This is a genomic window from Nocardia thraciensis, from assembly GCF_054782435.1.
In genome coordinates this window covers 42244-55266 of record NZ_BAAGSM010000035.1, presented here as the reverse complement: position 1 = coordinate 55266, position 13023 = coordinate 42244, and the positions used below count along the sequence as shown (strand labels likewise).

Sequence of the window (13023 nt, the reverse complement as noted above, 5' to 3'; positions counted from 1 at the left end):
GCATAAGCGAAGCACGCTGTGTCGATGATTCGCTCGCTGCGCTCGCTCATGGTTGGCGACCTTTTCCTAACTGATGTTGGGGTCGAAGGTGAAGATGACGTAGCTGCCCACGCCCATGATCAGGATCATCGAGATCACCAGCAGGGTCTTGAGCCAGAAGCGGGTCGAGTCCTTGCGGGCATAGTCGTCGATGACCGTGCGCAGGCCGTTGCCGCCGTGCAACTGGGCCAGCCACAGCATGGTCAGATCCCACAGCTGCCAGAACGGGCTCGCCCAGCGACCGGCCACGAAGGCGAAATTCAGCCGCTGCACGCCGCCGTCGATCATCAGCATGATGAACATGTGGCCGAGCACCAGCACCACCAGCAGCAGGCCGGAGAAGCGCATGAACAGCCAGGCGTACTTCTCGAAGTTGTTGCCCATGGTGCGGCGCGGCGCGTTCGGGGCGGCGAGGCTGGCCGGGACGTCGTGGGATTTACCCAGAACAGGGGCGCTCATATCAGTGCTCCGTAAACAGGTAGAAGAACTGGCGGCCGACGCCCGCGCCCGCGACCACGATCCAGATCGCGAGCACGATCCACAGCATCTGGCGCTGGTAGCGCGGGCCCTTGGACCAGAAGTCGACCAGGATCACGCGGATGCCGTTGAGCGCGTGGAACAGCACGCACACCACCAGGCCCATTTCCATCAGGGCCACGAGCGGGTTCTTGTAGGTCTCGATCGCCTGGTCGTAGGTGTCCGGGCTGACTCGCACCAGCGCGGTGTCGAGCACGTGGACGAACAGGAAGAAGAAGATCGTGACGCCGGTGATGCGGTGCAGCGCCCAGGACCACATGCCCGGGTCGCCGCGGTACAGCGTCTTCCGCTTCGGCTGTGCCGGAGCTTCCAGTGTGGCGGTCATAGAGTGCGGTGCCTCCAACGTCGTTGATGGACAGGCCGGCGAGCCGGCAAGTCGACCCGGTCGCGGTTTCGGCGCACGGGCTATCGAGCCATTGGATCTGGAAAACACCAGCTCGTACCCGTAGCCGACAACCCCCGGAGGCGGTGGCCGGCCCGCCGCCGGGAACCTGAACCGATCTGAGGGGAACTCTAATCCCCGGCGATTCGCGGAACTAATTCGGCGTGGCGTGCGTTTGGTCGCATTCGAATTAGTTAGGTTTGCCTTGCCTGATGAATTGACGGGCCCGTGGTGCCTTTCCTACGGTCGTGTTCGACTCGTTCGAGCGGAGGTCCGATATGCCGGAAATTGACTGGAATTTATTGCGCGACAATGCATCTCGAGTTATGCAAAATGCGTATGCACCCTACTCGCGGTTTCCGGTCGGCGCGGCCGCTCTTACCCGCGACGGCCAAACTGTGAGCGGGTGCAATGTGGAAAATATCTCAATCTAGCGCAGAAAACTACTCGCGGGTAAGTGATCGATTGCACTCGGTAACAGCGGATTACAGCCGATCATAAGGTGGTTCCGGCCCCCCGAACGCGACCCGAGCGACCCGAGCGACGCCACGCGAACAGAGTGCCGGGACAACCGGGACAACTCCACCAAGCTGTAGGAAGTGCAAGATGAGCGAGTTCGTGCTGCGGTTCAACGTCCCCACCGAGCACGATCCACTGTTCGCCGCGAACCTCGAGACCTACCTCGATCAGATGTCGCCGCTCACGAAATGGCTGGAGCGCCAGGGCGGCTACACGACACTCGTCATCAACGACGGCACCGAGGAACAGCCGCCGCGTCGGTAGCAGCCAGCGGCCCCGCTGCGCGACCGGTGAAGCCGAGCTGAATGCCACGACAACTCAGCAGCGCCTGAACGCCTCACGGTCAGCTGAGTTCTGCGAGCACATCCAGGATCAGGCGCCGGGCTGCCGGACCGTAGACGGCGGACCGCTTCAGCTCCTCGAACATGCGCGCGTACAGGTTGCACTCCGCTGGTTGGGTGACCTGAATGTTGGCGGTTGGTGTCTCCAGCGCCACGAGATTGTCATCGAAGATCCAGAACCCGGCGGACGCCACCGCGTCGCGTTCGACCATTAGCGGGATGATGCCGATGGAGATATTCGGCAGCGCCATCAGCTCGAGGAGCCGTCCCAGCTGCCCGGCCTGCACATCGGCTGTGCCGAACCACGTTCGTAGCGCCTGCTCCTCCAGCAGCGCGACGAACCGTTTCCCGCCGCGCTGCAAGATCCGCTGCCGTTCCAGTCGGACGTTCACCGCGTCGTCCACGTCGTTCGGGGTGCCCAGGAACCGGATCCAGAAAGACAGCATCGCCGCGGAGTACTCCGCCGTCTGGAACAGGCCGGGGATGACGTTGTGCTCGTAGATGCGGAACACCTTGGTCTGCTCGTACTTCTTCAGCGTGTGTGCACCCAGTACACGCTTCATTCCCGCGCGGCTCTGCCGCCGGAACTCCACATACGCCTCATCGACCGTGCGCAACGTCGCGATCAGGTCCGGTATCTGCTCCTCCGCAGCGCACGCCTGGCACCACAACTGAATATCGCGGTCGGTCGGCGACTGCACACCGTTCTCAATCTTCGACACCCGCGCGAAATGCCACTCGTTCGCGGCACCCAGCTCCCGCATAGTGAGGCCAGCGGCGTTGCGCAGTTCGCGGAGCCGCCGACCGAGAGCCCGGCGTGCTTCCTGTGCGGCGCTAGACGGGCTTGTAGTCACGGTGCGGGATAGCCAGATGCCACACCGCCTCGAATGCCGTGCGGCACAGCGCGATGTCGTGGGGATCGGTGGACGTGGTCTTGTCGACCGCAAGCCCGTTGCCGGAGTAGTGCAGGAAGATCGCCAGGCGGTCATCGAGGAGATAGAAATCGTTGCCCGGTATCGCGGTTGACGATACGAGCCGCCGCGGAACCCAGCGGATGTCTTCTCCGGCGTCCACCATCGGGTGGGCGATGCTGTGGGACCAGTACTGATAGTCGCTCAGCGGTTCGGAGATGATGCGTGCCCGGCGAACGGATCGCCCGGCGGCCACGTGGGCGCGGACCGTGCCGCACCAGCCTTGCAGCCATTCGAGGTCATCGTGTTCACCGGCGGCCCATTTCGCCATGTACGGCAGTTCGATCGCTGTCCCGTAGGCGTCACGGGTTTCGAGGTGCACCGATGATGCCTCGAAATCGGTTAGCAGACGATCGAAATCGTCATCGCTGATCGAGGTCACTGTCTCCCTGCCCGAAGAACGGAACTAGCCTGTCTGGGATCTCCACGCACGTCTCGCCTTCCGGAATGTCCATCGCAGCGAGAGCTTCGGGGTCGGTAACCACCCACCCCTGCACTACCCACGAATCGCGGTCGGTGCGGTACAGCGTCGGTGAGCCCGAGGGATTCGAGCCCGGATCCTTGGCAATGAACGTTAGACGCATGGTCAGCCCCCTACCTACCTTGTTGCGAGATGTTGCGGGATACCCGCCCATACTCTCTCGCGCCAGGTAGGCAGTCAACCGGTAGCTGTCGCTCACTTGTTCGAGGGTAACCCCGCATACGCGCCTGTCGCACAGGCGCTCTCAAGGTAGGCATGGTGTTGCCGCGAGCTGCCCGGTCAAATTGCGCAACATTTCGCAACAAGCTTCCGTCGTGATACGCGCCACTTCTACCGTTCGGATTGGCCCCGCCGCCGGGTTAGAGCCGCAAGGTCTATCGGTCGGCCCAACGCGCTAGACACCACGATCGGTGGACCGCTCCCGTGCGGCTCCCCGGCGGTGGGCGCCCACCACACCACGGAGAGGGAGAAGCGATGCGGGACAACGCGGTTGGCCTGGTCCGGGCCGACCTCAGCGAGAACGTGACCGACGACGAGAAAGCGGTTCGGGAACTGGCCGAATGGTCGGATGTGCACCCGGCCGAGGGATTGGTCTTCGGTGCCGACACCGACATGCCCACGCTGCGACTGATGGAAACGGTCAACCGGCACAACGCGACGGTCCGTCATCGTCCCGACCGCGGCGCACCTCGGAGACGGATACCGCGCACTGAGGGAGGCGGGCATCGCGGTGCTGTGCACCGCAGCCGCGAACGACAGGGGCGGTCAGGCATGACGAAATTCGACTGGTGGAGAGACCACGCCGACACCGGGACCGGCGTGCCAGAGATACGGGCACGCCTCGAGCGCGAGCAGTCGGCGATCGGCTGGACCCACGAAGCACCGGACGCGCCACTGTCGGTCGAGCACGCCCACAAGATCACCCAGCAGCATCGGGACTGCACGGTGGAGGGCTGTGCACGTAAGCGGGCGGCGTGGCGGGCGTTGATCGAGGCGGGGCGGGCAACACCCGATATCCGCCTGGAGAGGGATCTGCAGTGATTACCCGCCCGGCGGCTACGCCTGCGCGGCCGGTGCATTCCGAGACCCGGCTGTCGCGGTGCGCGACCTACCGCACCGACGATGGCGGCCCGTACGGCAGTGTCACGGCGGTGCGCTGCCCGGACCTCACTCACTGCCTGCACTTCGTGCCCGTCACCAGCGACGGGCGAATCGGGCCCCACGTCAGCAACATGACCGGGTGGCGGTGCCCGTGGATCGGGTCGGCCCTGGTGGACGACCGCGCCGAGCTGGTGGGCCACCGGTACCTCACCCGCGACGGCATCACGGTGCTGCTGAGACCCGGCTCCCGGACGCGAGGAAAAACGTTCAAGGCAGTGCACAGCGTCCGCGGTGGCACCCGTGCTGGGTGATCGTCGTGTAGATGCAGGGATTCTTTGATGACGCGTGCCGAGTCCAGGGACGGCGGGCTCGGCACGCTCCGCATCAGGGCATCACCGGCGAGCTGAACAAGTCAATCTGCACCGGCCCGACCTTCCCGATCCGCTGCGCCACCGGGTCACCGTAGCCGCTGTACCAGTCCAAACCCCACGCGCTGGTGAACCACCGGACCTGCGCCCTCGCCTTCATAATCTGGCCCGGCGGCAGGGTGATCACGTCCCCGATCGGTGTGCTGATCCGCGGCTGGCGGTCCTCCAGCATCCCGAACACACCCACGGTCGTGCCGGACACCGTCGTGGTGCCGAAATCCAGATAGCCGCGGATCCGGGACTCCTCGGTCAGCGTCGGATCGGCTGGTGCCGCACCGAACGATGTGCCCCACTGGTATTGGATGACCAGGTGTTTCAGCTGGTCGATCACGTACCGCGCAGCATCCTGCGTCATCAGCGCGTACACCTGCTGCGCGACCGGCGTGCTGTTCGTCCACTGCGCCTGCACGAACCCCAAGGTGGTACCGGCCGCGTTGTTGGCGGGCGTGAAGGTCCAGCCGCCAGCGACCGCGGTGGCGCGATGCTCGAACTGCCAGTGCCGTTTCGGGGACACCTCGCCGTCGGTGACGTCGAAGTAGGCGGGATCGATGCACGGGTTCGTCGACGGGGTGGTGTTCGGTCCACCGAAGACGCGGAAGATGCGCCGCGTCGCGTTCGGCGAGGAGGTCGATCAGGCGCTAGATCGGCATATCGCGCTCGCTGACTACGACATCGGCGGGGACGATGTGATCTTCCGGTTCGGCAACGGCAACGACTGGCATCGGTCGACATGGGCAGACCACTGGAACCGCGTCCGTGCGGCGGTCGGGCTGCCCAAACTGAAGTTCTATCTGTTGCGCCACTACTACGCGTCGGTGTTGATCAACGGTGGAGCGTCACCGAAGCTGGTGATGGAACGCATGGGCCACACCTCCTCGAAGTACACGCTGGAGAGGTATGCGCGGCTGTGGCACGACAGCGAGGAAGTCACTCGGGCACTGAGCGACGCCGGCCTTAAGCGGGACAATGCCGGGACAATCACCCCGGAGGACCCCTCTTGAACACGCGTTGAAACGCTGCCCCGCACCGGAATTTGAGAGGAATCGCGAAGTGGAGATCGACTGGAATCTTCTGCAGCAGAACGCATTTGAAGCAATGAAACGAGCCTACGCGCCCTACTCCAGGTTCCCGGTTGGGGCCGCCGGGCTGACCGATCGGGGAGTGGTCACGGGATGCAATGTGGAGAATATCTCATACGGCCTCGGTCTCTGCGCCGAATGTGTACTCGTGGGTAACTTCTGCGCGGCCGGCGGCGGGCGATTGCTGGCGGTTGCCGTATGCGATTCGCGCGGAGCGATTCTGATGCCGTGCGGTCGGTGCCGACAGGTGCTCTATGAGCACGGAGGTGCGGAAATGCTGGTGGATCATCGAGACGGGCCGGTCCCGCTCGGCAGTTTGCTGCCCTATGCCTTCGGGCCCGACGATTTGGCGGCGGGACAGCGGGACGTGTGAATTTCGGCACCCCGGCGAGGTTTTGGGCTACTTATCGGGGCGCCGTGACGGCGGCCGCGGTTTGATCTTTCGCGCCCACTGCCTGATCACGCACGCTTTTCGTGCCGTGGATGCCAGCGACGCGGCTCGTTGTCTGACAGGCTTGGGGCCATGGCGAGTGTGCATTCGGCGGTGTCGGTTATCGCGTCCAAGCGCGACGGTGGTGAGCTCGGGGACGACCAGATCGACTGGGTGGTGGACGCATTCACCCGGGGCGAGGTGGCCGACGAGCAGATGTCGGCGCTGGCGATGGCGATTCTGCTGCGGGGAATGACGCGGCGAGAGATCGCGCGGTGGACGCGGGCGATGATCGAGTCGGGCAAGCGGATGGACTTCACCGATCTGCCGCGGCCGACCGTCGACAAGCATTCGACCGGCGGCGTGGGGGACAAGATCACGCTGCCGCTGGCGCCGCTGGTCGCCGCCTGCGGAGCGGCCGTCCCGCAACTGTCCGGGCGCGGGCTGGGCCACACCGGCGGCACGCTGGACAAACTGGAGTCGATCCCCGGCTGGCGGGCCGATATCTCGGTGCCGCGGATGCGGGAGTTGTTGGCGGATCCGAAGATCGGCGCGGTGGTCTGCGCGGCGGGTGCGGATCTGGCACCCGCCGACAAGCGGTTGTACGCGCTGCGCGACGTCACCGGGACCGTGGAATCGGTTCCGCTGATCGCCAGTTCGATCATGAGCAAGAAGATCGCGGAGGGAACCGCGGCGCTGGTGCTCGACGTCAAGGTGGGCGGCGGCGCGTTCATGAAGGACCTCGACTCCGCGCGTGAATTGGCCACGGCCATGGTCGAATTGGGCACCGATGCGGGCGTGCGGACCGTCGCGCTGCTGACCGCGATGGACACCCCGCTCGGCCGCACCGCCGGAAACGCTTTGGAGGTCGCCGAATCCGTGGCGGTGCTGGCCGGTGGCGGCCCGGCCGACGTCGTCGAACTGACCGTCGCGCTGGCCCGGGAAATGCTGGCGCAGGCCGGAATTCACGATGTCGACCCCGCCGCGGCGCTGACCGACGGTCGCGCCATGGACCACTGGCGGGCCATGATCGCCGGGCAGGGCGGCGATCCCGACGCACCGCTGCCGCGCGCGAAGCACACCGAAACCGTGACAGCGCAACGGTCCGGCACCCTGACCCGCCTCGACGCCATGTCCGTCGGCCTGGCTGCCTGGCGCCTCGGCGCCGGTCGCGCCCGCCAGGGCGACCCGGTGCAATTCGGTGCCGGTATCGAAATGCACGCCAAGCCAGGCGATTCCGTCACCACGGGCCAGCCCTTGCTAACCCTCCACACCGATACCCCCGACGCCATCCCCCTTGCCCTCGCCGCCCTCACAGACGGCCACACCATCGCATCGAAACCCCTCTCACCCACCCCCACCGTCCTGGACCGCATCGCGCCCTAACTTCACCCACCCTGTCCCTCTTCGCGCACCCCGCCCCTATTCACGCACCCCGTCCCTGCTCACGCACCCCGCGCAGCGCATGCGGTGGGTGCGTGAACGCGCGGAGGGTGCGTGAAGCAACGCGGCACATTGGTTTCGCACCTGGTCCCGCTCGCCGATACACGGCTTCGCTGGCGGTGCCAACTCTCTCGCACCCCGTGCGTGTTCACGCACTCCCTGCAGCGCTTGCGGGGGGTGCGGGAACGGGTGGGGGTGCGGGAAGTGTTACTCGAGCGACACGCGGGCGACGTTTCGGGGACGACATGCCAGCGAGAGGATGGACACACGGGGAGTCGGGTGCGGAAGTGTGCGGATGCGGATAGCGTCGGTACATGACTGGACCGATGCCTTTGACCCTTGCCTCGATCCGCCAGGCCCCGAAGGCCGTGCTGCACGACCACCTAGACGGTGGGCTGCGTCCGGCGACCGTGCTCGAACTGGCCGCCGAGTGCGGCTACGAGCAGCTTCCGGCACACGATGCCGAATCCCTGGGCCAGTGGTTCCGCGACGCCGCCGACAGCGGGTCGCTCGAGCGCTATCTGGAAACCTTCGCCCACACCGTCGCGGTGATGCAGACCCCGGAGGGGCTGCGGCGGGTGGCACGAGAATGCGCGCAGGATCTCGCCGCCGACGGCGTGGTGTACGCCGAGGTGCGATTCGCCCCCGAACAGCACCTCGAGCGGGGCCTGTCGCTGGACGAGGTGGTCGAGCACACTTTGGCGGGCTTCGCCGAGGGGGCGGAGCTGGCCGCCGCGGACGGCACCCCGATCCGGATGGTCTGCCTGCTCACCGCCATGCGGCATGCCGCTCGCTCGCTGGAGATCGCCGAACTGGCGGTGCGCTTCCGCGATCGCGGGGTCGGCGGATTCGACATCGCCGGCGCCGAGGCGGGCTATCCGCCCAGCCGCCACCTCGACGCGTTCGAGTACATGCGCGCCAACTGTGCGCACGTGACGATTCACGCCGGGGAGGCGTTCGGGCTGCCGTCCATCCATGAGGCGGTGGCGTTTTGCGGCTGCGACCGCCTGGGCCACGGGGTGCGGATCACGGACGACATCTTCGATTCCGAGACCGAGCCGCGGCTCGGCCTGGTCGCGAACTACGTGCGGGACATGCGGATTCCGCTCGAGCTGTGCCCGTCGTCGAACGTGCAGACCGGCGCGGTGCCATCGCTGGAGAAGCACCCGTTCGACCTGCTGGCCCGGCTGCGCTTCCGCGTCACCGTCAACACCGACAACCGGCTGATGAGCGATACCGATATGAGCCGCGAGATGCTCAAGCTGGTGGAGACCTTCGACTACGGCTGGAGCGACCTGGAACGTTTCACCATCAACGCGATGAAGTCGGCGTTCATCCCGTTCCCCGACCGCCTGCGCATCATCGACGAGGTCATCAAGCCGGGTTACGCGGTACTCCTCGGCTGAGCCGACCCGGCGAGACGCCCCAGGGGGCGTCTCGCCGGGTATGACAGAAGCGCTGCGTCGACCATCGCCCAGGTGGTTACAGTCGGCGCGGTGTGTCGGTGGTACCCGGGTGGCTATGGTCCGCGTGGTGCGTCGGCTGTGCCTGGGCGGGTTACGCCCGGCGTGGTGTGTCGGTGGTGTTCGGGTGGTTACGGCCGAAGTGGTGTGTCGGTGGTGTCCGGGTGGTTGCGGCCGGAGTGGTGTGGCGGGCGTGTTCGGGGGGAGCGGTGTGTCAGCTGTGCCCGGGTGGTTTGGGCTGGGTGGTGGCGGGCCTGTCTGAGTGGTTGTGGCTCGGCGGCGGCTGTGGTGGGGTAGGTCAGCCTTTTTCCAGGCGGTTTTCGAAGGACTGTTCCAGGGCTCGCCATTGTTCGGCTTCGGCGGCGAATGGGGGGCTGGGGGCCATGCGGGTCGGGTCGGGCTCGAGGAGGTAGGACACGTACCAGCCCAGGGGGGTCGACTTGGCCAGTGCCTGCTCTACCGTGTCGTCGCCCGCGTAATCGGCTGCGTCGGTGAACAATTCGACCGCCAGGTCGAGTTGGTCGATGTCGACGGACTTGGGGCCCTCGCCGAGGTCGTCGGCCAGGCCGGGCAGCACGTAGACGTTCTCGTCGCTGACCTCGACCTCCAGCGATCCGTCGGTGGCCGCGGTCTGTACCTCGCCGTAGGTGCTCACCCGGGCCAGGTCGTGCTCGTGATCGTCGGCCAGGTAGCGCGCCAGGGCGCGCTCGGAGGTGAACACCGTGATGGTGCCCTCGCTGCCGAGGAACACCGGCTCGTCGTCGAGGTAGCAACGCAGCGTGTAGTACGTATCCGCGGAGGTGACGATCTTGACCGGGTCGATTCCGACCTCGTGCCAGAACGTCGGGTCCTCGTCGTCCTCGTCCTCGTCTTCTTCCTCGTCGAGGTCGACCGGCTCGATATCGTCGTCATCGGTGTCGGCGGCGTCCTCCGCGTCGACGATATTCTCTTCGGCCGCAAGTAATTCCGCCTCGGCGACGGCCACCGCGTCGGCATCGACATCGGGCGACTGCACCGCCGAATCGATGGCGTCGACCACCGCGTCCCAGTCCTTGGCGATGGCCGAGCCGATCTGGTCCCACAGCTCCTCACCCTCGCGGCCGACGAAGGCGCTGAGGCCGGCGGGCAGCGCGCCCAGCACCGGGTGGGAGCCGAAGAACTTCGTCACCACCTCGAGTTCGCACACCTCGCCGAGGGTGCGGACCATATCGAGCGTCTCCTCGAGTTCGGCGAGAACCTCCGGATCCGGATCACCCGCCGCCAGCTCCGGCACGCCGACCAGGTCGAAGACATACTGCTCCTCCGGCTCCAGCTCGGCGGCCGACAGCCCGGCCACGACCTTCCACGCCGGGTGGTCCACCAGGTCGTTGTCGTTGTTGGTGCGGATGAACGCGGCGAGTTCCGCGACGGACCCGAATCCGTACAGCGCGTCCTCGTGGCCGAGGAATGCCTCCCACTCGTCGTCACCGTCTCGCCAGCGCGGTGCCCACAATGTAACGAGGTCGCCGTCGGTCAGGCCGAGCTCGATCGGGACGATGTCTCCAGAAGCCATGACCGAAGCCTATCGAGCCAGCGCCCGCGGCACTATTCGGCCCGCCCCCCAACGTTTCCCGATTCCGTGGTTGCCGTCTCCGGCGGCACGAACGCGGAGTTCAACTTGCCGACCACCTCGGAACGCTGGGCGCCCGCGTCCTGCGCGGCCTGCTGGCACGCCCAGATGATCAGCTGGCTCACCTCGGCCGGAGGGCGGGAGGCCACCGTTTCCGCCAGCTCCAGGCCGACCAGGGCGCCGCTCGAATCGACCTCGACCGTCACCGAGCCGTCCTCGGCGGTGTACCGGCCGCGCACCTGCTGTAGGCCGTAGAGCGCGGCCTCCAGCGCCTCCAGCTTGTCCGTCGCCTGCGCGACCAGGGCATCCATCTCTGCACTCATGCTGTCTCCCTAAACCGGCCGCATCCAGCTCGTGGGCCCCGTATCCGCGTCGTCCATGCGGTCCAGCTCGTCGACCGCCTGGCCGCGGGTGGGCAAGCCCAGCTTGTCCAAGACCTCGTCCGGCATGCCCGACTCGGCCAGCAGCTCGCGCCGACGAGCCTTGGCGACGATCGCCGACCGCTTGGTCAGGCGCAGGATCTCCGCCGCCAACGCCTTTGCGCCGTAGCGGTATTCGCTGCGCTCGAACTTGATCTCCACCGGCATGCCCTGGTCGGTGGCCCGGACGCTGATCGTGCCCGCGCGGTTGGTGCTGGCGGCCACCGTGACATTGGGGATCTGCTGCGACGAGCTCATGACGTGGGCCTGTAGAAGCCGTGGAATCCCATACCGCTGTTCTCCGTTCGAATCGGACCGGTCTGTACCGGGTCACCGGCCTCGACGAGCTGTCCGTTACCGATGACCATCGCCACGTGGCCGTCCCAGATGGCCAGATCGCCGGGCATGAGCTCGCCCGGGCTCACCGGCGTGGCACCGGCGCTCTGGTCGGCTGCCAGCCGGGGAATGTCGACCCCGGCCTCACCGTAGGCCCACTTGGTGAGGCCGCTGCAGTCCAGGCCGGAGCCCGGGGTGTTGCCGCCCCACACGTAGGGAGTGCCGGTGGCGCTGAGCGCCGACGTCACCGCCTTGGCGGCCTTCTCGTTGGGCGCCTCGACCTGGCTGCCGTCGGGGAGGGTGATCATGACGCCGCCGTGCCGCCCCGGCTTGGTCTCTCCGGCCTGCGAGTTCGGCGTGGTGGCGCCGCCGCTGCTCGGGCGCGAGGACGGGGTGGACATGGAAGCGGGGCTGACCAGGCTGCTCATCATCGAGCCGCCCGTGGAGGCCACGCCGCCGAGCAGCGCCCCGGCCTGCTGCACGCCGCTCGCTATCGGGGCGGCCGATGCCGCGGCCGTGGTGGTGCTGGCGGCCGAGGGGGTGGGCGGCGCCGGGGTCAGCTCGGTCATCGAGGCGGTGTGGGTATCGAGTTCGGAACGGGTGCGGCCGACCACGTTCAGGGCCTGGCCGAGGTGGTCGATCGCCGAGCTCACGACCGTCGCCAGCCCCGGGGGTGTGGTGACGGCGGGACCCAGCACCGTCACCGACTGCACGAACGACTGCAGGATTCCGTCCAGCTCCTTCTGCCCGGTCTGGACCGAGGCCGCCGCCTGATTGACCACGTCGGCCATGTTCAGGCCGCGGTCGGAGATGGCGGCCGCCGAGGTCTGCACCTTCAGCGCTTTGTCCATCGCGGCGTCGCCGCCCTGGCCCTGCCAGGCGCTGGTGACCTGATTGATCCCGGCGCTGCCCGCCTGATGAATTCCGTCCAGGGTGGTGGACGTCTGCCGCAGCGCGTCGGACGGGCCGCCGGTGGGGACGACGCCGTGGCCGAAGCTGGTGAGCAGGTCGATGATCGGCTGTGCCAGGGCATCGAGGTTGATCACGCCCGTCACGCCCGGCCTCCCTCGGTGGAGCGCAGGGCGGCGGCATTGCCTGCGTCGGACTCGGAGGTCGCGACGGCCGCGCCGGTCGCCGCGGCGCCCATGCTGCCCAGAACCGCCGACAGTTCGCTGATACCCGCCACATGCCCGGCGTGCGCGGCGGCGTACGCGGCGACGAAATCGCCACCCACCAGGCCGAAGATCGGGCCCAACAACAGTGGGTTGGCGCCCGCCGCGCTGGCGGCGGCGGCAGCCATCTCACCGGACAGGCCCCCGGCTGTCGCACCGTAGGCGGCGACGCCCTCGGTGTCGACCGAGACTTTGTGCATCAACATCCCCCATCGTGCTGGTCTGGTGGCAGATTACGTCATTCGAGTACTTCGACGCAGGCGCCACGGGCAC

General features: G+C 66.9%; 18 protein-coding genes and 1 pseudogene. 8 read left to right on the top strand and 11 right to left on the bottom strand.

The features are described from left to right. Nucleotides 1–66: 66 nt before the first annotated feature. On the bottom strand, nucleotides 67–498 hold the full coding sequence (locus ACYVLQ_RS23845; protein ID WP_460699737.1) for a succinate dehydrogenase hydrophobic membrane anchor subunit: 432 nt from the start codon (nucleotides 496–498) through the stop codon (nucleotides 67–69). Between the two features lies 1 nt (nucleotide 499). Further along, on the bottom strand, nucleotides 500–901 hold the full coding sequence (gene sdhC / locus ACYVLQ_RS23840; protein WP_084519179.1) for a succinate dehydrogenase, cytochrome b556 subunit: 402 nt from the start codon (nucleotides 899–901) through the stop codon (nucleotides 500–502). A 335-nt stretch (nucleotides 902–1236) separates the two neighbouring features. Here sdhC and ACYVLQ_RS23835 point away from each other — a divergent pair. Further along, nucleotides 1237–1386 (top strand): annotated as a pseudogene (locus tag ACYVLQ_RS23835) (cytidine/deoxycytidylate deaminase family protein); the annotation flags it as partial. Nucleotides 1387–1564: 178 nt separating this feature from the next. After that, nucleotides 1565–1741 carry a hypothetical protein gene (locus tag ACYVLQ_RS23830; RefSeq protein ID WP_460699736.1) on the top strand — a complete coding sequence of 59 codons (177 nt, stop codon included), beginning with the start codon at nucleotides 1565–1567 and terminating at the stop codon, nucleotides 1739–1741. 79 nt (nucleotides 1742–1820) lie between these two features. On the opposite strand, the gene ACYVLQ_RS23825 is transcribed toward ACYVLQ_RS23830, so the two are convergent. Genes ACYVLQ_RS23825 through ACYVLQ_RS23815 form a run of 3 tightly spaced genes read right to left on the bottom strand, consistent with a single transcriptional unit; the run spans nucleotide 1821 to nucleotide 3469 of the window. Beyond that, the gene (locus ACYVLQ_RS23825; RefSeq protein ID WP_460699735.1) at nucleotides 1821–2672 is read right to left on the bottom strand and encodes a DUF5753 domain-containing protein; all 852 of its coding nucleotides are present in this window, start codon (nucleotides 2670–2672) and stop codon (nucleotides 1821–1823) included. After that, nucleotides 2653–3171, bottom strand: a complete 519-nt coding sequence (locus ACYVLQ_RS23820) for a DUF6879 family protein (RefSeq protein WP_460699734.1) — start codon at nucleotides 3169–3171, stop codon at nucleotides 2653–2655. The genes ACYVLQ_RS23825 and ACYVLQ_RS23820 overlap by 20 nt, the downstream gene beginning before the upstream one ends. Next, entirely contained in the window at nucleotides 3152–3469 is a 318-nt protein-coding gene (locus ACYVLQ_RS23815) for a hypothetical protein (protein WP_460699733.1), read from the bottom strand. Before ACYVLQ_RS23815 ends, ACYVLQ_RS23820 begins: the two co-directional genes overlap by 20 nt. Nucleotides 3470–3744: 275 nt before the next feature. Here ACYVLQ_RS23815 and ACYVLQ_RS23810 point away from each other — a divergent pair, with 275 nt between their 5' ends. Beyond that, on the top strand, nucleotides 3745–4311 hold the full coding sequence (locus ACYVLQ_RS23810; protein ID WP_460699732.1) for a hypothetical protein: 567 nt from the start codon (nucleotides 3745–3747) through the stop codon (nucleotides 4309–4311). Further along, nucleotides 4308–4682, top strand: a complete 375-nt coding sequence (locus ACYVLQ_RS23805; RefSeq protein ID WP_460699731.1) for a hypothetical protein — start codon at nucleotides 4308–4310, stop codon at nucleotides 4680–4682. The genes ACYVLQ_RS23810 and ACYVLQ_RS23805 overlap by 4 nt, the downstream gene beginning before the upstream one ends. A gap of 73 nt (nucleotides 4683–4755) precedes the next feature. Here the strand turns inward: ACYVLQ_RS23805 and ACYVLQ_RS23800 are convergent, their stop codons facing one another. Continuing rightward, nucleotides 4756–5313 carry a DUF7172 family protein gene (locus tag ACYVLQ_RS23800; RefSeq protein WP_460699730.1) on the bottom strand — a complete coding sequence of 186 codons (558 nt, stop codon included), beginning with the start codon at nucleotides 5311–5313 and terminating at the stop codon, nucleotides 4756–4758. 34 nt (nucleotides 5314–5347) lie between these two features. Here ACYVLQ_RS23800 and ACYVLQ_RS23795 point away from each other — a divergent pair, with 34 nt between their 5' ends. From ACYVLQ_RS23795 to ACYVLQ_RS23780, 4 genes are all read left to right on the top strand, one after another. Further along, complete coding sequence (locus tag ACYVLQ_RS23795; RefSeq protein ID WP_460699729.1) at nucleotides 5348–5800, top strand: tyrosine-type recombinase/integrase; 453 nt, start codon at nucleotides 5348–5350, stop codon at nucleotides 5798–5800. 49 nt (nucleotides 5801–5849) lie between these two features. Next, nucleotides 5850–6251: a cytidine deaminase gene (locus ACYVLQ_RS23790; RefSeq protein WP_460699728.1), complete on the top strand. Its 402-nt coding sequence runs from the start codon at nucleotides 5850–5852 to the stop codon at nucleotides 6249–6251. 159 nt (nucleotides 6252–6410) lie between these two features. Next, nucleotides 6411–7694, top strand: coding sequence for a thymidine phosphorylase (locus tag ACYVLQ_RS23785; RefSeq protein ID WP_460699759.1), 1284 nt, complete (start codon nucleotides 6411–6413; stop codon nucleotides 7692–7694). 371 nt (nucleotides 7695–8065) lie between these two features. Next, nucleotides 8066–9157, top strand: a complete 1092-nt coding sequence (locus ACYVLQ_RS23780) for an adenosine deaminase (RefSeq protein WP_460699727.1) — start codon at nucleotides 8066–8068, stop codon at nucleotides 9155–9157. 355 nt (nucleotides 9158–9512) lie between these two features. Here the strand turns inward: ACYVLQ_RS23780 and ACYVLQ_RS23775 are convergent, their stop codons facing one another. The 5 genes from ACYVLQ_RS23775 to ACYVLQ_RS23755 are packed head-to-tail and all read right to left on the bottom strand — an operon-like array spanning nucleotide 9513 to nucleotide 12950. Beyond that, a complete protein-coding gene (locus tag ACYVLQ_RS23775; protein WP_460699726.1) occupies nucleotides 9513–10766 on the bottom strand; it encodes a primosomal protein in 1254 nt (417 codons plus the stop codon). A gap of 32 nt (nucleotides 10767–10798) precedes the next feature. Beyond that, entirely contained in the window at nucleotides 10799–11146 is a 348-nt protein-coding gene (locus tag ACYVLQ_RS23770; protein WP_460699725.1) for a YbaB/EbfC family nucleoid-associated protein, read from the bottom strand. A gap of 9 nt (nucleotides 11147–11155) precedes the next feature. Then, nucleotides 11156–11500 (bottom strand): hypothetical protein, encoded by a 345-nt coding sequence (locus ACYVLQ_RS23765; RefSeq protein ID WP_460699724.1) that lies wholly within the window; start codon nucleotides 11498–11500, stop codon nucleotides 11156–11158. Next, nucleotides 11497–12624 carry a bifunctional WXG100 family type VII secretion target/C40 family peptidase gene (locus tag ACYVLQ_RS23760; protein ID WP_460699758.1) on the bottom strand — a complete coding sequence of 376 codons (1128 nt, stop codon included), beginning with the start codon at nucleotides 12622–12624 and terminating at the stop codon, nucleotides 11497–11499. Before ACYVLQ_RS23760 ends, ACYVLQ_RS23765 begins: the two co-directional genes overlap by 4 nt. Nucleotides 12625–12629: 5 nt before the next feature. Then, the gene (locus ACYVLQ_RS23755) at nucleotides 12630–12950 is read right to left on the bottom strand and encodes a hypothetical protein (protein WP_460699723.1); all 321 of its coding nucleotides are present in this window, start codon (nucleotides 12948–12950) and stop codon (nucleotides 12630–12632) included. Between the last annotated feature and the right edge of the window lie 73 nt (nucleotides 12951–13023).